The sequence below is a fragment of the Mangrovimonas futianensis genome (genome assembly GCF_021245805.1).
In the GTDB taxonomy this organism is placed as follows: domain Bacteria; phylum Bacteroidota; class Bacteroidia; order Flavobacteriales; family Flavobacteriaceae; genus Mangrovimonas; species Mangrovimonas futianensis.
This window is the reverse complement of sequence record NZ_JAJJNF010000005.1, coordinates 371,929-394,092: the sequence shown is the minus strand read 5'-3', so window position 1 is coordinate 394,092 and position 22,164 is coordinate 371,929. Positions and strand designations below refer to the sequence as shown.

General features: G+C 38.7%; 13 protein-coding genes. 3 read left to right on the top strand and 10 right to left on the bottom strand.

The window, feature by feature from the left end:
• From LOK78_RS10760 to LOK78_RS10730, 7 genes are all read right to left on the bottom strand, one after another.
• The coding region (locus LOK78_RS10760) for a PorP/SprF family type IX secretion system membrane protein (RefSeq protein ID WP_232634900.1) at window positions 1–529 on the bottom strand (529 nt) is incomplete at its 3' end.
• Between the two features lie 43 nt (window positions 530–572).
• Window positions 573–8,801, bottom strand: a complete 8,229-nt coding sequence (locus tag LOK78_RS10755; RefSeq protein ID WP_232634899.1) for a T9SS type B sorting domain-containing protein — start codon at window positions 8,799–8,801, stop codon at window positions 573–575.
• Window positions 8,802–8,863: 62 nt separating this feature from the next.
• Window positions 8,864–11,419, bottom strand: coding sequence for a PorP/SprF family type IX secretion system membrane protein (locus LOK78_RS10750; protein WP_232634898.1), 2,556 nt, complete (start codon window positions 11,417–11,419; stop codon window positions 8,864–8,866).
• A gap of 1 nt (window position 11,420) precedes the next feature.
• A complete protein-coding gene (locus LOK78_RS10745; RefSeq protein ID WP_232634897.1) occupies window positions 11,421–12,884 on the bottom strand; it encodes a T9SS type B sorting domain-containing protein in 1,464 nt (487 codons plus the stop codon).
• Window positions 12,885–13,030: 146 nt separating this feature from the next.
• Window positions 13,031–14,335 carry a beta-helix domain-containing protein gene (locus tag LOK78_RS10740; RefSeq protein WP_232634896.1) on the bottom strand — a complete coding sequence of 435 codons (1,305 nt, stop codon included), beginning with the start codon at window positions 14,333–14,335 and terminating at the stop codon, window positions 13,031–13,033.
• 268 nt (window positions 14,336–14,603) lie between these two features.
• Window positions 14,604–15,053, bottom strand: coding sequence for a hypothetical protein (locus LOK78_RS10735; RefSeq protein ID WP_166958193.1), 450 nt, complete (start codon window positions 15,051–15,053; stop codon window positions 14,604–14,606).
• Between the two features lie 119 nt (window positions 15,054–15,172).
• On the bottom strand, window positions 15,173–15,976 hold the full coding sequence (locus tag LOK78_RS10730) for an FkbM family methyltransferase (protein ID WP_232634895.1): 804 nt from the start codon (window positions 15,974–15,976) through the stop codon (window positions 15,173–15,175).
• 181 nt (window positions 15,977–16,157) lie between these two features.
• Here LOK78_RS10730 and ppk1 point away from each other — a divergent pair, with 181 nt between their 5' ends.
• The 3 genes from ppk1 to LOK78_RS10715 all read left to right on the top strand — a co-directional run bounded on the left by ppk1 (window position 16,158) and on the right by LOK78_RS10715 (window position 19,747).
• Complete coding sequence (gene ppk1 / locus LOK78_RS10725) at window positions 16,158–18,218, top strand: polyphosphate kinase 1 (protein ID WP_232634894.1); 2,061 nt, start codon at window positions 16,158–16,160, stop codon at window positions 18,216–18,218.
• A 1-nt stretch (window position 18,219) separates the two neighbouring features.
• The gene (locus LOK78_RS10720; RefSeq protein ID WP_053969700.1) at window positions 18,220–19,131 is read left to right on the top strand and encodes a Ppx/GppA phosphatase family protein; all 912 of its coding nucleotides are present in this window, start codon (window positions 18,220–18,222) and stop codon (window positions 19,129–19,131) included.
• 88 nt (window positions 19,132–19,219) lie between these two features.
• Window positions 19,220–19,747: a porin family protein gene (locus LOK78_RS10715; RefSeq protein WP_053969701.1), complete on the top strand. Its 528-nt coding sequence runs from the start codon at window positions 19,220–19,222 to the stop codon at window positions 19,745–19,747.
• A gap of 59 nt (window positions 19,748–19,806) precedes the next feature.
• On the opposite strand, the gene LOK78_RS10710 is transcribed toward LOK78_RS10715, so the two are convergent.
• From LOK78_RS10710 to LOK78_RS10700, 3 genes are read right to left on the bottom strand one after another with little or no spacing between them, the layout of a single operon-like run.
• Window positions 19,807–20,961 (bottom strand): T9SS type A sorting domain-containing protein, encoded by a 1,155-nt coding sequence (locus LOK78_RS10710; protein ID WP_232634893.1) that lies wholly within the window; start codon window positions 20,959–20,961, stop codon window positions 19,807–19,809.
• A gap of 44 nt (window positions 20,962–21,005) precedes the next feature.
• Window positions 21,006–21,587 (bottom strand): MiaE family protein, encoded by a 582-nt coding sequence (locus tag LOK78_RS10705; RefSeq protein ID WP_232634892.1) that lies wholly within the window; start codon window positions 21,585–21,587, stop codon window positions 21,006–21,008.
• A 1-nt stretch (window position 21,588) separates the two neighbouring features.
• Entirely contained in the window at window positions 21,589–22,161 is a 573-nt protein-coding gene (locus LOK78_RS10700; RefSeq protein WP_232634891.1) for a hypothetical protein, read from the bottom strand.
• Window positions 22,162–22,164: the final 3 nt, after the last annotated feature.

Sequence of the window (22,164 nt, the reverse complement as noted above, 5' to 3'; positions counted from 1 at the left end):
TTACGTTGAAGCTGAAGTAATATCCTCCCCAACGGTACAGAGCCCCCACGTCGAAATTATTGTTTGAAGTGGCCCTATCATCTGTGACGTAGGGGTCAATTACCGGATCGTTGTATGTTGTCTGAAAGTCTTCAATGTTGATCCTGAAATGGTTCAGGTTGTATGAAATCCCGAATGATAGGAACTGCCTTGACGGGTAGTCCAGTGTCAGGTGGTGAGAGAAAGAGACCTTGAGTCCTTTCTGTCTTGTGTTCCCGTTGCTGTCGTTGTAGAGTGAGAGCCCCACTCCGTTTTTGTTTGTGACCCTTGCATCGACGTACAGGGACTGGTTGTCCGGTGCGTCCTTGATCCCGACCCACTGTGTGAGCCCGTTGAGTCTGACCCTTAGGTTGTCACCTATCCCCGCATATGTTGGGGATAGGACAAAGTCATTATCTGCCAGGTACTGTGTCCATACCGGCAGGTTGAGCTCTTGGGCAAAGCTCCCCGTGGTACAGGCTAGCATGAGGAATATAAGTAGGTTTTTCATAATCATCAGTTTTTGTTAGGGTAGTGGGGCTACATGTTTATCATTATCTATATAGAGTAAAGTGTCCGACAAAATCCTTGTCCACCTGTGCGCTGTTCAGGTTAACCACGTACCAGTAATCCCCGGTAGGGAGTTCCTTTCCGTCGTACTTACCGTCCCATTTCTGTCCGACCTTAAGTGTGACGATCTTTCTTCCGTACCTGTCGAAAATCGAGAACTCGAGGTCCGGGTAGTTGTCCACACAGTCAGGTCCCCAGGTATCGGCAACTCCGTCCCCGTTGGGTGTAAAGTAGTTCGGTATACATGGGTCTATGAACTCGAGGTAGATGGTTGCCATGGCGGTACATCCCGCACTGTCTGTCACCGTTACGGTATGTGTACCGGTCTGGGTGATCATAAAGGAATTTTCCTGGCCATAGTCTTCACCGTTAAAAGTAAATTCATACTCACCGTTTCCACCTGTGGCCTGTGCGATGATCTCGTTCATGTCCCCCTCGACCAGCACAAGTGCCAGCGGGTCGTATCCTTCAATGTCGAACAGGTCGGTAACCACGATACATCCATTGGTATGTCTTACCTCGATATAGTGTCCCACTCCCGGAGGCACGTCGTTGAATACGTTGCTCATCTGGTATGGTCCACCGTCAAGTGAATAGTCCAGTTGTGAGATATCGGTCAGTGTCTCGTCCACGGTCACGGTTACCGTATTGCTGGATAAGTTGTTTACACATAGGTACTCAACCGTTACCACAGCCTGTATGTTGGCCGCCTCAGGGAAGGTGATGTTCCACTCAGATTCACATCCCTCGCTGTCTCGCACATATACGATATGGTCTCCACCACCCAATCCGGTAAACTCAAATTGGGTTTGTCCAGGGGCACCTTGAGTATAAGGACCGTCATAGCTGTCCAAGCTCACGCTGTATGGCGCGGTACCACCAGAAACCTCAATGCTGAACTCACCGTCCTGGTCTCCGGCACATACCTCAGGGTACATGGAATCCGGTACGATACCAATAATCACTGGTTCTGGTTCTGCTATGGAGAACTCAAATGTCAAATAACATCCCAATTCATCCTGAACGATCACTTCGTAATCCCCAGGGGCCAAGTCTTCAAAGACATTGGTCTGGAAGAACTGGTTCATCTGTGGTGATATGGCATACATGATGATGCCCGTACCACCCGTGGCATTGATGACAATGGAACCGTCACTGCTTCCAAAACATGTGACATCGTTGACCTCAAAAGTGGCCTCCAACGGATTCTGGGGTTCCGTAATCGTGATATTGGCAGTGGTTGCCAGACAGTCACCACTTTCTACCTGTACCACATAAGTGCCAGCCAAAAGTTCGGTAAATACTCCCGGGGTGTTCTGTACCGCGTTGATGGTGTTCCCAGAGGTATCCTGTAAGGTGTACACATAGTCGCCCAGACCGCCCTGTGCACTTGCCACGATGGCTCCGGTATTGTCACCGGCACAGTTGATGGTCGGGTTTGTTGATTCCAGGTTGACAACTAGATCTGGTAGTTCTTCAATGGTAATCTCATTGGTCACCCCAGTGGTACACCCGTTGGCATCCTGTACATAGAACTGGTGTGTTCCAGGAGACACAGAGAAGGTTACCGATGTGTTAAAGGTTCCCATGGAGGTCCCGTTCGGAGTCGAGCTATAAGTGTATGGCGGCGTTCCACCGGTAGCACTCAAGGTCAGCTGCGCATCATTCAAACAAGTTGCCGTACTTTCCGTTACCAGGGCAGCATCCAGGATCTCTGGTTGGTCAATGACGATCTGCCCGGATACGAACTCACAGTTGTATCCATCGGTTACGGTCACGGTGTAGGTACCTGCCCCTAGGTTTGCAAACACATTGGAAGTCTGCGGTCCCGAAGAACTTGCCGTTGGAGCGGTCATGTTCAAGGTATAGGTATAGTTTGATCCCTGTCCTCCCGTTACGTTCTCCACTGTTATGGAAGCATTTTGGTCACCAAAACAATCCAGCATGGTGGCACTTGGGGTCATGGTAGCTGCAATGGGCTCTGGTTCAGATAGCACCACATCCACCGATGCGATACACCCTCCGGCATCCATGACGTTCACGGTGTAGCTTCCCGCAGATAGTTCCGTAAAGTTATTGTTGGTCGAGTATGCAACAGTTGCATCCCCGGTAAGTTCATATTGGTAATCTCCCCAACCGCCATTGGCCATTACGTTAATGGTTCCGTTTGTATTGTCACAGGTCACATCCGAAGTGATATCTGCCACAAGGTCCAGGGCCTCGGTAGGCGAGCTGATGACCACGGTTGATGTGGTACTACAGAACGGACTTTCGGTCTCGATGATCTCCACGGTAAAGGTTCCTGCTGCCATTCCGGTAACCGTTATCGGGTTGGTGGATGTGTTGGCTGCCACTGCACCGGTCACAGAGACACCGTTGTTATCGAATACCTCATAGGTATAGCTTCCCGAGTATCCGCTTACATTGATGTCAAATGCACCTGAACTGTCCCCGTAACAGGTCACGGCAGTAGGTACGGTCGTAAATGACGGAGGCGTAGCGGCCGGTAATGAGATGCCCACTTCCTCAGAACATCCTGTATCGGTATCGGTAATGGTGATGGTATACATTCCTGCAGGAACTCCAGAAAACACATTTCCAGATAAATTGACCGAAGCAGGGTTGGGGTTCATGGTATAGGTATAGTTGCCAGAACCTCCAGTACCGGTTACGGTAATCACACCGTCATCGTCGTTACATGATGGTAGGGCAGTAGCCTCAGGAGTGATACCTAGAGGCGCCTCGATGGTCACGGACACTAAGTTTCCACAGCCGTTGGCATCCTGTACCTCCACGGTATGGGTTCCAGAATATAGGTTGGAAATGGTAAACGGCGTACTTTGTGTCTGGAAGGCCCCACCGTTGATACTGAAACTGTATGGCGCTACGCCCGCAGTAGGCATGGTGACCTCAATTTCAAACCCACCTTCGGCAGCGGTACACGGATTGGTGGCCACGGCATCGACTATCGGGGCTGGATCAGAGATCATATCAACAGGAACGGTAACGATACATCCATAGGCATCCATGGTGTGCACGTAATATGTTCCGGCATCCACGTTAAAGGTACTGGTGGAAGCCCAAGCACTGTCCGAAGCATCAGGGGCCGCAGGGGTGGTGGTTATCTGGTATAGGTATGGTGCCGTTCCATCATGTGCAATGGCACTGATCACCCCCGAATTGGGGTTACAGTTGGCATTTTGGTCCACAGAGGCCGTTAGGGTCAACGGGATCTCTGATTGTGTGATATTGAAAGGAATGGTAACAATGCTACATCCTGCGTTTGGTCCGGTATTCTCGGTGATCAGGACATAGTAGTTGCCAAAAGGCAGTGGTCCCAGATCGGTGATGGTGGTAGACCCGTTTGAAGGAACAGATCCAGAACCGGTCACACCGGTAGATTCCAGTGACAGGGTATCGAACACCTCATAGGATATATCGATACCAGTACCATAGACACTGTTGATGGTAAAGGTTACGTTCCCATCGTCACTACCGGAACACGTAATGTTGTTTGCCGTAACAGCCGTGGCCGTTAAGGATGAGTTGGTAGGTATGGGAGTCGTAGCAGGCTCGAAGTAGCTACAGTTGGTCGATTCGTCATAGACAATAAAGGTATAGCTTACCCCTGGGGTCAATCCCGTAAAGGTTGCCGACTGGCTACCGGGCGCATCTTCAGGTATCCATGACCCGGCAGGGTTTGGATATTCTGATATAGGTCCCTGGTAGATACTGAAGTAAAAAGGTCCGGCACTACTTAGGGTAGATCCCACACTTACCACGGCAGTCCCACCAGTGGAACAGTCCACGGTAGATGCTACGGTAATGTCAAGATCGGTAGGAGGTGATGCTACCAATACGTCCTGGACCAGAACGGAACATCCGTTGGCATCGATGACGTTGATCTGGTAAAGTCCGAAGTCCACCACATCAAAGCTCACGGAAGTGGATCCCGTGGCATTAAGCTCGGAGTTTTCATAACCGTTGGTACCAGTTACGAAATAGTTGTAGGGAGCGGTTCCACCGGTAACACCATCTACAATAATAGATCCCTGTGATACTCCGGTACTTGTACATGTAATGTCCACGGCATGATAGGTCACGTCAATAGGGTCCGGCTGATCGATCACAAATGTATCGGTACCGGTACATGAGTTGGCATCGGTCACGGTCACGGTATAGGATCCGGCTGGCAAGCTGGAGGTTTGTGTTCCGTAATCGGTTCCGGTGGTATCGTTGAATACGTTGATTGTAAATGGCGGGGTTCCCACGGTATCATCAATGGTGATCTCCATGGCGCCATTGGTATCCCCGTTACAAAGTATTGGGGCTGTCTGTGCTATCAGGCTGATGGCCGGAGGCGTAATGGGGTTGATGGTATGTTCTGGCGAGGTAGCGGTACAACCGTTGGCATCGGTGATCTGGAACTGGTAGGTCCCTGCTGTAGATGCACTATAGGTAAAGGTCGTTCCCGTTGCGCCAAGATCCGTAAAGGCACCACCGTTAATGGACACGGCATAGGTGTAGGGCGCTGAGCTACCTGTTATGGTACCCGTAATGATGGCATCTGGGTTGGCCGTACAGTCCAGGTCCTTGGTAAGCACGGTGCTCAAGGAAATGGTAGGTAGGGGATCGATGGTCATGGTCTCGCTGTATGTACACTCATTGGCATCCATCACCTGGAAGGTGTAGGTTCCCGGAGCCAGGTCTGGGAACGTATTGGATGTCTGGTACGGGGTAGCTGCCGAAGCAGGAGCTATGATCTGGTACTGCAGCTCGCCGCTTCCTCCGGTGACACTTGTAATGGTCACATCGGATGAATTTGCAGGACAGGTAATGGCCGTCATATCAAACTCCATATCGGTAGGAGGGTCCAGGGCATCGATGGTGATGCTTCCCACGGCCAGGGAACATCCACTGGCATCCTGTACGGTGATGGTGTAGGTTCCGGCCGTAAGGCCCGTAAAGGTATTGCCGGACTGGAAGTTGGTCCCGTCGATACTGTATGAATAGGGAGGCGTACCACCCGTTACACCCGTCACTGTAATGGTCCCACTACCGTTACATGTGTAAGGAGAGGTGAGTTCTAAACTACCTGTAAGTGGTTCACTAGCTGAGATAATAACAGTTTGAGGCTCTGTAAGACACACAGAATCTTCTATGGAATATTGAACTACGACTTCATAATTTCCTTCAGGAAGGTTATTGAATACAGGTGCATCAAAGAATGTGTCGCCTCCATCGATGCTATATTGAAGTGTATTGCCATTAGCATTGGTTACTTCTATGGTAATACTACCCGTATCATTACCAGCACAAGCAATATCGGTAGAATTGATTGTGAATTCTGGAGCCTCAATAGCATCAACCACTATAGATGTTTCTGCCTCACAATTGTTAGAATCGATAACCAAAATGTTATATGTTCCAGGGCTCGTTACCGTAATTTCTGGATAGGTTTGAAAATCTGTTGTACTATTTACATAGTAATAATATGGAGGCGTTCCTCCTTCAGGATAAACTGTTAATTCTCCTTCAGTACAAGTTAAAGGTTGTGTTAAAGCAACTGTAGCGGTTAATAGAGGAGGCTGAATGATTTCAATATCTTCTGTATAAAAACATCCATCATCTGTACTTGCAGTTACGGTATATGTACCAGCATTTAATGATGTGAAATTATAATCACTATTATTGGTTGGTCCAACGTTATCTATTAATGTACTTCCTTGATAAACATTGAAATAATATTGAGGAAGGGCATTATTAACTGCTAAATGAATACTTCCAAATTCTCCATAACAATCTGGTTGCGTTATTTGGGAAGTGACATTAAAATCTCTTTCTTGAATGTGAACACTTGGCGTTTCAAAAATACAAGGGTTTGTTTCCACACCTACCTGTTGAATGTAGATTGTATAATAACCTGGTGATGTCACGGTGAACATATTACTTGATTGATAGTTTACGCCATCAATACTGTATTCATATCCACTTGGAACACCATTAACAGTAATGGACCCTGGAGTTTCACATATTATATCTTGAGCAACAGCTGTTGGATTTAATAAGTTTTGGTAAACATTAAAGTAGAAGATACTATAACAACCTCCAGGATAGTTAATAATAAGTCTAAATTGACCAGCCGTATTTGCTGTATAGTTTGGTCCTGTTCCTACTTGGTTCCAGGTACAAGCGTCATTTTCATTGGCGCAATCTTCATTTTCTACAGCAGCACAACTAGACTCATCTAACTGTTCCCAAATAATTGAGGCGGCATCACTAATTCCAGTTAAAATTTCTCTGGTATCATTGGCACCACATAAGAAAATATTTGGCAAAAGTTTTCCATCGTTTGGACAGGTGACTACTTCGTCTGCATAAGGAATAACGGGATTTGTTTGGGTTTCACCGTATAATACCACTGTTATCACTTCTTCAATTGATAAACAAGTAGCATCAGTTGTATTGGTTACATAATAAGTTCCTGTTTCAGTGGCTGTATATGTTTGACCCGTACCAATAACTGGGGAGCCAGAAGGACTTGTAGACCAAGAATAGGTGTCATAACCATCAGCAGCAACTAGATTGACACTGTCCCCACAAAGGACTTCTTGTCTTTCGAAGTTACAGTTTGAAATGTCCACTAAAAAGTTGGTTGGCTGAGGAACGCCAAAACATTCTTCTTCTGTATAACTTCCTTCATCACTTACAGAAATACCACTTATAGCACCTGTATAATCTCCAAATGCTTGATTAGAAATTTCATTGGAGCATGCCTGACTTAAATCATAACAATTAGGTACTACTTGAACTGCAATACGAATAACAAATACAGGGTCACCGAATTCTACTGATTCATCTGGGATGGAGAAAACAATGGTATTTGTCACAGGATCATAAGATTGAAGTGTTGCACCCCCTGCATTACTTAAATCTAGATCTGTAGCTGGATCAAAAATGATGTTATCAGGTAAAACATCTGTAATAGTAAAGTTTGTTACATCTTCATTACCCGTATTCTGGTATGTTATTTCGTAAAATAAATTTTGACCTAGAATCACATTATCTCCGTTGATTTCAGTACCAAATTCATCTTCGACTGTTTTAATTAAAGTGATTTCTGGTGAAATAATATCTACGGCAAAGGCACTAAAAAATGAAAATAATGGATCGGCTTGTCCTTGTGCAACTTGTAAAGTAAAAGAAGCAGACGTATCACTATGGTTAATGTATTCTGGCTCAGAGTTCAATACAGTTAAATATCCTGTATCGTAACCTAGGGTATTAGTCCCAGAAGGATTTCGAGGAAGAACTACACCATTATCATTTTCAATTACCGCTCCAAAAAACTTATTAGCTGATCTTAAAGGAGTTGTAACCTCTTTATTGTTGATTTCCAGTTTTGTAGCTCTTTTTGTTTTGTCGCCATCTAAAACGGCATAGGCAAATTGTAAATCGATATGTCCTGCAGGAGGTGTTGTAAAACCTGACACAGGAATTTCTTCATAGTGGTCATCATAGATATGGCTAAATCCATCAAAAGTGGTGAAGGATTTCATATGTAAAGCTTGATCTTCATAAATTACAAACAAAGTCCAACCAGCCGATAATCCTGTAGAATTATTAAATCCTTCACTTGAAATGACATTAGCAACTGTATAAGATCCTTCAATGTCTGTCAACGAATTCAAAAGATCTGTTACATCAGCATAACAAGCATAGGGTGTGTTTCCTGGTTCATCATCTTCGGAAATAATAGGTTCCACTATGGCATCGTAGATGAGTTCTCCTGTTATGTCTGTATATGTAGAGCTTCCCGGTGTTTTAAATTTAACTGTATGAATATTTGATCTATCTCCAGCTTGGAGCATAGCTCCCCAGTATAAACCGGCATAAGCAACCGAGTAACACTCTGTAGCTGAGCCATCTTCATGTACGGGTAAAACGATATCTGCACTACTGGAACTGAAGGTTGAAGCATCAGAATCGATATCTATATATTGCATATCGACATCTTGGTTATCTATGGAATTGTTATTTCCGGGTTGGTTATCAACACCCAGAATGTTATTTCCAATAACCAGCATGCTACCTTTGGTTTCAATTTGTTCCCTTATTGTAAAAGGCTCATATGTTTGGGCCATTCCTTTCGCGAAAAGGAAAAGCACAAAGAGAGGGAATAGCACCTGTTTGTAATAAGTAGGCTTTTTCATGGTTAACGTTGTTTGTTTCTGACTTTTCAAGGGGCGTTGAAAAGTGAGAAATGGGGGTTACATTAATTTTCTATTTTCACTAGCGATATTTTATTATTATAGGGTTGGCTACCTTTTGAACTTACTGCTTTATTTGCAGATTGAATATCATCAAACTTTTGATAATAGATATAATATTTATTAGTGTTGACATCAAAGAAGAAATCAATATCATCTCTTCCGTAGGCTACCACTTTTCTTAAGAACTCATCACGTTTTGCTACATCGTCATGAACTGCTAGAATAGCGTAGTATCCATTATCAACTCCTTTAATATTTTTGAGTATTTGAATGTTTGAGCTTCTTTCCTCACCAAAATCCAAATCTTCAGGTTTTAACTCAGAATCACTCATTGCTGTATTTTCTCTTATTCTCTTCAAGGCTGCTCTGTCTTGTTGGTATCTATCTTCATCATTATTATAAACAGCTCTTTTAATTCGTCGTTTTTTCTCATAGTCTGTAGCAATTTTAATGGTTTCCAATTGGGATTCTAGATCTGCTTTGGCTTGTACAGCAACCATTTGCTCAGATTTTAATTTTTTGATTTCTTTTTTATAAAATAAGACCATTTCATCAAGTTGAATTGTATCCGTTTCTTGAATTTGATCGTATAAGGTTTCTAATCTTCTAATTTCCTCATTTCTGGCTGTTATTTGTCTATTCAAATCAGCTTTAATTCCTTCAATTTTTCTGTTTTCCTCAGTAGCACTCTTAAATGGTTTAGGATCTTGATAAATTCCTTGCTCACTTAAATCATTCTCACGCTTTAAGTCTTTAAGATCTTGATCTTTAACTGCTACTGCCTCACGTAGTTTATTCAATAATTCGTCCTGTTCTTTCTTAGAAGCTTCTGTGTTTTTCCTTGCTGCTTCCATGGCATCACCTAACTGATGATTAATAGCTGGAGGAGTTAATTCCTTCTCATTTTGAGCTTCTGCAGCTAATCTGGCTTGTTCTTCAGCTTCAGCTTGAGCTAGGGCTTCTGCAGCTAATCTGGCTTGTTCTTCAGCTTCAGCTTGGGCTTGAGCCTCTGCAGCTAATCTCGCTTGTTCTTCGGCTTGAGCTTGAGCTAGGGCTTCTGCAGCTAATCTAGCTTGTTCTTCAGCTTGAGCTTGAGCTTGGGCTTCTGCTGCTAATCTCGCTTGTTCTTCAGCTTCAGCCTGGGCTTGAGCCTCTGCGGCTAATCTGGCTTGTTCTTCAGCTTGAGCTTGAGCTTGGGCTTCTGCCGCTAATCTGGCTTGTTCTTCAGCTTGAGCTTGAGCTTGGGCTTCTGCCGCTAATCTGGCTTGTTCTTCGGCTTCAGCTTGAGCTTGGGCTTCTGCAGCCAATCTGGCTTGTTCTTCAGCTTCAGCTTGAGCTTGGGCTTCTGCAGCCAATCTGGCTTGTTCTTCGGCTTGAGCTTCTGCAGCCAATCTGGCTTGTTCTTCGGCTTCAGCTTTTGCCAGTGCCTCTGCAGCTAATCTGGCTTGTTCTTCGGCTTCAGCTTTTGCTAGTGCCTCTGCAGCTAACTTGGCTTCTTCATCGGCTTTAGCTTTGGCTTCAGCACCCGTAGTAACAACTGCTGTTGTTGGTTTTTTTCTAGGTTTGTTTGATTTGGTAGCTGGTTTTCTTTTCTTATCGGTAGAGATAAGAGCGCTTACACGGTCTTCACGACTGTAATCGTAGCGTTCCTTATTTTCAAATTTATAAGCTAAGGTGATGGCATGGGAGGAACCAAATTCGGAATAATCTCCCATTGATTTTTCGTAGTTATATTCTATTAGGATATTATTAGTTATGTTTAAACCTAAACCACCGTGAACACCATATAATGTATTGTAACCTATTTGTCCCCATATACCCGCTGGAACTGTTAACATGGCAGTTCCCGATAGAATGGTTTGATCTTCTCTAAATTCTGATTTAATAATTCCCGAGAATTTTGTTTGGTCAAAAAATCCTCTGGTATCCATATAACCTGTATACATTATATGTGCTAAAATACTTTGATCTGGATTGTTTTTAATCATTTCAGATGTATTCACATTATAAAGAACAAGGTTGTTTAGAGCGACTCCAAAATCTAAAAAGGCAGTACCATAATTAATCCCTGGCGTAACACTTACTAAAAAGTTTGAAGGAATATTATCTAAAGAAGGGTCTGGAAAGTTACTAACAACTTTTCCGCTGTTAAGTCCACTTTGGTAGGCACCAACATTTAAACCAAATGTTAAATTGTTGTCTGCACTCATTCTAGCATTGTAAGCAAAGTTTAGAACGCCTCCAAAAGTTGTTAGGACTCCATAATTTTGTTGAAACACGCCAACTCCAAGTCCGATATTTTCTCTGAATCTACCGGAATAGCTACCAAGATAGGTGAGAGGAGCATCCTCAAAAGACACCCATTGACGTTTGTTATAAAAGCTAATGTATTTGTATTGTTGTCTTACAAAACTAAAAGTAGGGTTTACCGTGTATTGATTAAAGGTTAAAGAATTTCGCACTGGAAATGCAAGTGACACCACCCCATCATCTTCTTGTGCAAAAGTTGAAAGAGTACTTAGTATCAATAACATTATGACTACCCAATGCGTTTTCATATCATTTAATAAGGGTAATAGATCCCTTTTTTGTTCCGTTGTTTTGTGATTTAATTATGTAATAAAAAACTTGATTGACGCTGCCTAAATCATAATTAGTATCTGGCCAATTGTTTTGATAATCATTCGTTTTAAGGACAACTTTACCTTGGTTGTCTAAAATAGTGACCTCCGTATTGGTGCCCATAACAAAGGCTTGAGGAATGGTCCATGTATCGTTAATGCCATCTCCATTAGGACTCACTATGTTCGGTATATTTTCTACTTCTGGAAAAGGATCGATAGGTTCAGAAATCGTGAACAAAAACTCGATACTTCCTGTACAACCCGAATTTTCGGTAATAACTACCTTATAATTTCCAAATTCTGTTGCTTCAAAGGAATCAGTAGTTTCCCCTGAGATAATATTGTTATTGTAGTACCAGGTATAGGTAGGGTTTGAGGCTGTAGCATCTACCCAAACATCAATTGATTCACCTGGTTCCATTGTATTTTCTTCTGGAATATTGATGGAAGCAGAAAATAATTCACTTTCCAAATTGATAGAACCAGAAGCTTGACAACTTCCTAGGTCTACTTGTACTGAATAAATTCCAGATTCTTCAGTAGTATACATTTGACCTGTAGCTCCAGAAATTATGGAGCCGTCTTTATACCATTGGTAACTCTCACCATTAATGGTGCTAAGAGTGGTTGGTCCTTGATCTGGACAAAATGGGTTTCCTAAACTGGAAACAATAGTAGCACTTGCCTCACCAGATGCCACTGCACTAATAGTTACCCTATTTGAATAGGAATTGGAAGTACAAGTTCCATAGTTGGTTTCGACAAAATAGGTTCCTTCTTGGGATACTTCCAAAGTGTTCCCTTCGGCAACAAAGACAGAAGTTGTAGGACTTGTTTCTCTATACCAATTAAAAGTTAAAGAAGGATAATTTAAAGGAGAATCGTTTAACCCAGTACCCGGATTATCAATAGTTAACAGGTAACTTCCACCAGAACAGTATGCACCGGTAGAAACCAGATTATTAATGGTAAATGGGCTATCCTGTAATTTGTAATAAGCTGCAAAATAGCTAGAACCAGAGCTGGTTGCTGCTGGAGCAGTGCTTTTGATTCTAATTCTATAATTTTCACCAGACGTAGTAGTTGGTAAAGAAAAACTTAAAGTAGCGGGTGATGTAGTAACTTCACCTGCATTTGAAGTATAGACCACGGTTGGGTCTGAGAAACTACCTTCTGAATCAGATAATTCAATGATGAATTGGTTGCTGGCTCCTAATCCGTTTTCAGGTGAGAAAACAAAAGTCGTGTTATAAGTGTTAAAAGAAGCACTTGCGCAAGCCTGACTGAAACCTAAGTTTGGGGAACCAATAACAATTTGGGCGTTTGCCTTCTCTAAAGAAAGAAAAGACAGCATACCAAAAGCTACAAGGATAGTGGTTAGTTTGGTAATTTTTAGCATGACGCTTAGGTTAGTTGTTGGTTAAGATTTTGGGGCTTAAAACCCAAGGGATTTGTTTCATGTCCCAAATCCCTTTAGGGTTAAATTGTTTCAATTTGCTAAATATGACAAATAGGGGACTCTTATAAGGAGTGAATACCTAAAGTCTAATCATCTTCATATTTAGAGGCTAAAATTTTATTGATCTTCAGTCTAAAATCTGGAAGTCTTGGATTTTTGGCATCAATAAAGGTTTCGTCATCGTCACCTTTTGAATATACATTGAAGAAACTGCTATTTCCATACCAATCTTCTAGGTCATCATTATTTGGATTTCCTTTAGTGAAAATATTACCATTACAATTGTTGAAATACATTTTTCTGAATTGGATGTTTGCTAAATTCTCACCGTTGATCTTAATTTTACCATCAAGTATCACAGCAGGATTAAATCCAGAAATCACAGATTGGTTCAAAGATAAAGAGGCATTAGGTTCAATATAGATACCTTCTTTCACAAGTCCCATTTTGACATGAGAATCCAAGTCATTACTTATATTGATCAAACTTAAATTCTCACCTTCTACCAAAGTTCCAGGCTTTGAGAAGTTAACTTTGGTTTCATCATCATAAGATGCAACATGAAGACATTTAGGTCTATTAGCACCAGAGACAAAAGGATCTCTTATTGCTAAGGAGTTAGAAATCTTACACTGTGTACCATTATTGAATACATAATCAGTTCCACTTGATTTATAAGAAACAAGTTTGGTAAGTTTTAAATCTCCACCAATAATACTAAATGCATTACCATTTGAATTACTGACCATGACATTTTCAATCACTGTTTGATTACCTACACCTGCCAATGTTAAAGCATTGTAGTAACCATAATCTACTGTTCTTTTACCAGCAAATTCAATTCTAACGTATCGAAGAATTCCAGAATTACTTTCTTGATTTCCTCCACCGTAGGCTATATTCTTATAGTCAGTAGGTTTTAAGCCGTATTCAATGGCTGCTACATTTCCAAATTGATTGATTGAAGCATCACCTAATAAGAAGATACCTCCCCAATCACCTTGCTTTTTAACGCTGCGATTGGAAGTGAAAATAATGGGGTCAGTTTCTGATCCTTCGGCAACAATCTTTGAACCATTGCTGATTATTAAAGATCCGTTGGTTTTAAAGTCTCCTAAAATAACTGTACCTGGTTCAATTGTCAGTGTAGTGCTGTCAGTTACAAATACACTACCTAATAACAAATAGGTATTTTTTTTAAGAAGTTTTGTGTCTTCTGAAATATTACCACTTAAAATTTGGTTTGGTTCCCTGTAGGAAACGTTGCTCGGTTGGAACTCTGTCCATGAATTTAACCAGTTGTTAAATCCGGTTATTCCTTTCTCCTGTTGTGCAAATACTTTAGGAAGTGTTGTGAGGAATATGCATAACACTAAAGTAAAGTTTTTCATAGTTGCATAATTTATAGATTAATAGGGCATGTTAAAAACAAGTCAAACTTATTAATTTAATCCTTGAAATGCAAAAAAAAATCGATGAAATGTAATAAAAATAATTAAATGTAAGAAAAGTACTTCTAAAATATTCGGTTAAGGAAGAGAAATTACTGGATAGAAATTTGATTTTTTTATTCGAACTGCAAAAAGCTTATTAGTGGTAAACTAAAAAATCCCTAGAATTAGGGATTTTTTAGATATCTATTGATGTAATAATATTATTCTAAAATCTGTTAAATTCACTGTAGGTATGTAATGATTTTAATGTTTGCTCATAATATAAAATTGCAGCAATTAAATTACTCTTATCTGAATATGGCAAAATTTTAGTTTGAAATTCAATCGTGTTTTCAAAATAATCATTGGCCGCTTTGATATTGTCTTCAAGTGCTTTTCTATGATCCTTGGTATTTGGGATTCCCAAAGCCTCAATAGTTACTCCTGGCTTATTTGTAAAAGCGATATTAGGTAATACTTTTACAATGACTTCTATACGTTCAATGTACAGTTCCAACAATTTTCCTTTATTAAATTGTTGCAATTCTTCTTTATCATGATATTTCGCAATGGAAACATTTTGATTGATAATCGTTTGATCTTTGTCCTTTTGGGCAAATCCAACGGTCGTGGTTAAGATTAATAAAACGCAGATTAGGGTCAGTTTTGTTTTCATATCCTTAATTTCAGATTCATACTTATGAAGCAAATCTAAATAAATAATTCGAAGAAACAACAAAATAATCCGATAAAATGCATGAAAATTTATATAAGTAGGTTTAATATTACAAAATATCAATTCTTGTTTGGTTTTAGTCGTAAAAAAAGATTGTAGTAATTTTTATCGATTATTTCATAATCATTTTTTAAAAGCAATTCTATCGGACTTAAATTGTCTGAAGAATGAAGATGCTCCATAATGATGTATTTTGGAAATAGGTTTCTATCAGCGGAATCATAAAAGTGCTTTAAAACTTTATACTCAAAGCCTTCGATGTCTATTTTCATGCATGAAATTTTGGTGATTTTTGATTGATCAAGAATATCTATCAAACTCTTACATTTTATTTTAACGGTATTTTCTCCTTCATAAGCAAATGAGCAACCAGATCTATTACCTGTAGTATTAATACTTAATGATAATGTTTCACTTTTATCGCTAACGCCTAAATTAATAGCATCAATATTGTTTATTTCATTTAATGAAATGTTTTTCTTCAGTTTTTTGAAATTGTAAGGTTCTGCTTCAATGGCAACGACCTTACCTTCATTACCAATTAAATTAGAGGCTATCAAGGAGTAAGCTCCAATATTGGCTCCTATATCAATAAAGCAGTCTCCGGTTTGAAGTATTTCTTTTAGGAAATTGAATTCTTTCCTTTCATATAATTGAGGATAAAAAAACAAAGCACCATCAACATTCTCGTAAGGCTCCAATAGCATTTTAAAACCATTTACTTTTTGAAGATATTTTTCTTTTTTTCTATTGCTAGTTCTAAAATACATTTTTTTAAAACCTCGGTTTACAATTCCGGTTACTGAGGGAATATTAGGCAAGCTATTTCCTAGAGATTTATAGATATAAAGTTCTTTATTCATGACTACTTATTCTTAAAGAGGTTTTTAATGTATTGATTTTTAGTTGATAACAGGAATTAGTTTCGTTGAAGTGTAATAGATTATGGTTTAATTGACTATTATTTAATAAATTTTTAAATCTTTAATTGCGGTGATGCCATTTAATCTTAATAAAATATATTTGTAGGACAAGGAAAACTTCATGACTAAGAACGAAAAACAAAACCAATACATAAATCGAGAAATAAGTTGGCTGCAGTTTAATGCCAGAGTCCTTCAAGAAGCAAATGATGAATCTGTTCCATTAATAGAACGCCTTCGTTTTTTAGGAATATTCTCCAATAATTTGGATGAATTTTTTAAAGTTAGATATGCAACGGTTAAGCGTATCGTAGAAGCTGGAAAGACTGGTAAAAGTGAGTTGGGAGGAATTAGAGCTACCCAACTATTAGAAGAAATAACTCAAGTAGTTATAGATCAGCAGAGTGAAAGTCTTGAAATTTTAAGTAAAATAAGATTAGACCTGGAAAAGGAAAATATTTTTCTGATTAATGAAACTCAAATTCTTCCAGATCAAATAGAGTTTTTAAGAAACTATTTTTTAGAAAAAGTGAGTCCGGCACTTGTAACCATTATTTTAAGTGAGGACGTGGGCTTACCAAATTTAAAGGATAGTGCTGCTTATTTAGCAGTTAAAATGACCTATAAAGATAAAAGTAACCGATTTGGTCTTATTGAAATTTCAAAACAAATGGATCGTTTTGTGGTCCTTCCCAAGAAGGAAGGAAAAAATTTCATTATCATGGTCGATGACCTATTGCGATTTTTCCTAGATGATATATTCAATATTTTTAGTTATGAGGAAATAACAGCTCATATGATTAAAATCACGAGGGATGGAGAGTTGGATTTGGATAGTGATTTGAGTAAAAGCTTCATTGAGAAAATTTCCGATAGTGTTAAACATCGCTCCATTGGCGATCCTGTAAGATTTGTTTATGATAAGACCATAGAGCAGGATACGCTTCAGTTTTTATTAAATAAAATGGGTATTGATAATCACGATAGTATTATTCCTGGTGGACGATATCATAACAGGAGGGATTACATGGGATTTCCTAGTTTGGGAAGAAATGATCTTTTATACAATAAAATTGAACCTTTAAGAGTAAAAAAATTAAGCTTGGAGGAAAGTATTTTTAAAAGTATCGCTCAAAAAGATTATTTGGTTTACACTCCTTATCACACCTTTTCTTATGTGGTGAAATTTTTACGGGAAGCTGCTTTAGATCCCACTGTAAAGACTATTAAAATCACTATATATAGATTAGCCCAAATATCTCACGTTGCCAGTTCTTTAATCAATGCTGCTAAAAATGGAAAGAAGGTGACTGTTTCTATTGAAATTCAAGCCCGTTTTGATGAACAGAACAACATTGATTATGCCGAACAAATGGAAAATGAAGGTGTGAATCTTATTTTTGGTGTTCAAGGATTGAAAGTTCACAGTAAAATGTGTGTTATAGAGCGCGAAGAAAATGAAAAATTGGTGCGTTACGGTTTTATAAGTACAGGAAACTTTAATGAATCTACTGCTAAGATTTATACAGATTTTACTTTGTTTACAGCCAATCAAAAGGTTTTAAAGGATATTAATAAGGTGTTTAACTTTTTTGAGATTAATTATAAAATCTACAGATATAAGCATATTATAACCTCACCACATTATACCGAGAAAGCATTTTACAAACTCATTGATAATGAAATTAAGAATGTAAAAGAAGGGAAACCAGCATACATACGAGTCAAAATCAACAGTTTGTCAAGCTATAAAATGGTTGATAAACTTTATGACGCAAGTAGGGCTGGAGTAAAAATACAAATGATAGTAAGAGGCATTTGTTGTTTGATTCCTGGAATTGAAGGAATGAGTGAAAATATTGAAGTTATTAGTATTGTAGACAAATTTTTGGAGCACTCCAGATTGTATATGTTTTGCAATAATAATGAACCGAAAGTTTATATTTCCTCTGCAGATTGGATGACTAGAAATATTGAAAATAGGGTAGAAGTTACTTGTCCTATTTATGATGAATCAATTAAAAAAGAATTGATTGAAACTTTTGATATCTGTTGGAGCGATAATGTGAAGGCCAGATTACTTAATATAGAGCAGAAAAATGAATACAAGAGAAATAATCTGCCAAAAGTAAGGGCCCAGTTTGCAACTTATGAATACTACTATAACAAATTAAACGGTTAGGATGTTATCGATCAAAAAATATGCAGCTATTGATATCGGATCAAATGCCGTACGGCTGCTCATTGCCAATATCATTGAAGAAAAGGATAAAGAACCTAGGTTTAGAAAGAGTTCTTTGGTAAGGGTGCCTATTCGTTTGGGAGCTGATGTATTTCTAAATCAGGAGATTTCAGAGTATAACAAGAATCGGATGGCCGATACGATGTTGGCTTTTAATCTTATTATGAAGTCCCATAATGTGGTCAAGTATAAAGCCTGTGCTACTTCTGCTATGAGGGAAGCCAATAATGGCGAGGAAGTGGTCGATTTAGTCCTTAAGAATTCAGGTGTTCAAATTGATATCATAGATGGGGAAGAAGAGGCGGCAATTATTGCGGCAACTGACTTACATTCCTTTTTGGATGACACTAAAACTTACCTTTATGTAGATGTTGGTGGAGGAAGTACGGAATTCACAGTTATTCACCTGGGTAAAAATGTGGCATCAAGATCTTTTAAGGTAGGAACTGTGAGACTTTTAAATGATATTGTCAACAAGGAAACCTGGGATGAACTTCAACTTTGGATTAAAGAAAACACCAAGGAATATGAAAAGGTGGATTTGGTAGGTTCTGGAGGGAACATCAATAAAATATTCAAACTTTCTGGAAAGCGAATGGGTAAACCATTGACCTATTTCTATTTGACATCTTTCTATAATATGCTTCACACTTATTCTTATGAGCAGCGTATAACAGAGTTGGACTTAAATCAAGACCGGGCCGATGTGATTATTCCCGCTACAAGAATTTACCTATCGGCAATGAAATGGAGTGGGGCTAAAGATATCTATGTTCCAAAGATTGGTTTGGCTGATGGTATCGTGAAAAGTATCTATTTTGATACGGTTTCAAGCCATACACAGTTAAAATAATACCATTCATCTTTTTAATTATTTTCGCTTTCAGGAATTCATATATATTCGTGTAGATAAACCCAACTACTTTGAAAAATAAATGATTATGAAGAAACAACTACTTTTTTTAGGTTTCATTTTTTGTGTGACTTTGTCCTTTTCCCAAATAGGAATGTATGGTGTTAGAGCAGGTATTAATGTGTCTAATATGGATTTTGAACCAGATGCTACCTTTTCCAATCAACATAGAAATGGTTTTGCTATTGGATTTTTTGGTGAATACCTATTAGGAGATGCTATAGCATTAGCACCTGAAATTCAATTTTCAGCAGAAGGAGCTAAATCCAGAGATTTAAGAATTGATTACATTCAAGCACCTATTTTATTTAAATTCTTTTTAGCAGACAGATTTGCAATTAGTGCTGGTCCTATGGTCGGCCTTAAGGTACATGAATATGAAGATGGATTCAAAAATATGGCGTTTTCAGCAGCAGGTGGTCTTGAATTTAAAGTAACAGAAATGTTCTTTATTGATGCCCGCTACCATTATGGTATTTTAAATGTTTTAGATGACGATTTACCTATGGAAGCCAAAAATGCCAGCTTTCAATTTGGTGTAGGAATTAAAATTTAACTTAACTAACAACACAAATATTTACGATTAGGCCTCCTTTATATTTTAAAGGAGGTTTTTTATTTCTTTATGAACTTTATGACTTTTTGAACCCCAGTATTATTATAAAACCTTATAAAATACATGCCAGAAGAAATGGCTTGTAGCTCTATTGTGTTACTTTTAAGCTCATTTGATGAGAGTAGTTTTTGACCATTTATATTAAAGATTTCATAACCTAATTTTTTTAAAGAAACACCCTTTACAAAAAGTAAATCGCTTACTGGATTTTGAATTAAGGAAACACTAACATCCTTATTTTCATCACTAATTGACAATGGTTGCCTCGACAAAACAATACTAAATACATCAGTGGGTGTTGTAGATTTACCTCCTGTAGAGTCTCCTGATGTTTTAGTTATAATCAATTCTTGAGAATCACCTTCTCCTGAAACTTGAAATTGATAACTTTCATAAGCAATACCATCATTATCTAAAGAAAGAATGTCGAATAAATAGTCCTCAAATAAATTTTGTTCAACAGTTTCACAAGAATTTAGCTCTCCCGAATTATTATAATAACTATCTAAATCTAAAAAATTTGTGTTATTTGTCATTCTGTAAACACCTCCAAACGTATTACAAACTCCTTCACCAATAAAATTTATTCCGTATTCAGATTCACCATCTAGTGTAAATTCTATGAATGAGGATGAATTATAAGAATTCGTATAGACTTCATTGTTATAGGTGATTTGATTAATATACCAAACTCCTGGTAGCTCATTGGTTTCAGGTAGTGTTTTTGTATAAACGGCTTGATTACCATCTTCTCTGATAAGGTATAAAATGCTTTCTTCCCCTAGGCCTGAAATATCAAACGAGCTGCTTAAAAGTGTGCCAGTTTCGAGGTTATTGGGGCTGAGACAATTCCAAAATAAGGGATGTAAAAAAAAATCAGTTTCCAAGGTGAAATTGCAAATTCCTGCTAAAGCACTAAACTCGGAAATAAAATAATCACTACTAATATTATAACTTCCATTGAACCCATTATCACAAGTTTCGCCCTGAAAAGTTCCATTCTCAAAGAACTGTATGGTGTTAATAGCATTAGGTATGGTACTATAGCGAGTTTCGCCTTCAAAAATTATATGATCTAGATACCAATCTCCAACCAAGTTTTGGGAGAACATATTAAAGGGTATAAGAAGAAGGAATAAGTAGCTTGATTTCATAGGTTTAGAATTTGGTTCAAAGTGAATATACTAAAAATCTCTACTTATCCATGAATCGTTTCCTTTTTTCCGAGATCTTTCATGATATTGGCTTCATAATCTAAGAGGTCCTGCCATTTTTTATCAACCGCTTCTCGGTCACCATATTGTCTAGCAAATCCTAAAAACATGGTGTAATGATTTGCTTCGCTAACCATAAGTCTTCTATAAAACTCTGCCAATTCCTTGTCTTTTAATTCTTCGGACAAAAGTCTGAAGCGCTCACAACTTCTTGCCTCAATTAATGCGGCATAAAGCAGTCTGTGTACCAATTGATCGGTTCTGCTGCCGCCTTTAGGGAAAAACTTAAGTAAGGCAATCACGTAATCATCTTTACGGTCGCGACCCAGTTTCCAACCTCTATCAATGATTTTATCATGAACCATTTTAAAATGGCTTATTTCCTCTTTGACCAAAGCAGTCATTTCTTGAACCAATTCAGTGTATTCAGGAAAACTAACAATAAGCGAAATGGCTGTACTTGTTGCTTTTTGCTCGCAGTAAGCGTGATCTGTCAAGATCTCTTCAATATTCTTTTCTACGATATTGACCCAGCGAGGGTCTGTGGGAAGTTTAAGGCCTAACATTTTAAATAATTTCTTCTGGTTCTACTTCAATAATTTGATAGGATCCATTTTCTTCAACAATCAAATTATAGAACAAACAAATATCAGATTCTGGTCGACATAAATTCAATTCCAAAATGACCTTTTGATCGGTAGAATGTTCTTGATTGAGCCATGATCCTGATAATTGACTGGCTAATATTTCGGGTTTGTTATCAGGAAAAAGTGCTATAAGTTCTAATTTATCCAAAGCTTTTTCAAAAATTAGCTCATCATTTTTAGCAACTTCTATGTGGGTGATTTGATCTCTATAGTAGTGTTTGTTTACAATTGAATCTGTTTCAAATTCGTTTAAAACTGCAGAATTCATATCTGTGTAATTTAAAATATGAACTCGAAATCCAGAAGCCATAGTTGTATCTGTTTCAACTTGGTTATAACTTTCAGGAAAGTATTTAATGTTTTCTGAAAAAGAGTCAAGTAGTTTGTGTTCTTGTAATACTTCTTTGGGAGTTTTTTTCATGCGCTCCCTTCCATCACAATTAAAAAAAAGAATGGCAAGACAGAGAATGGCTAATTGAAACACATATTTCATAAT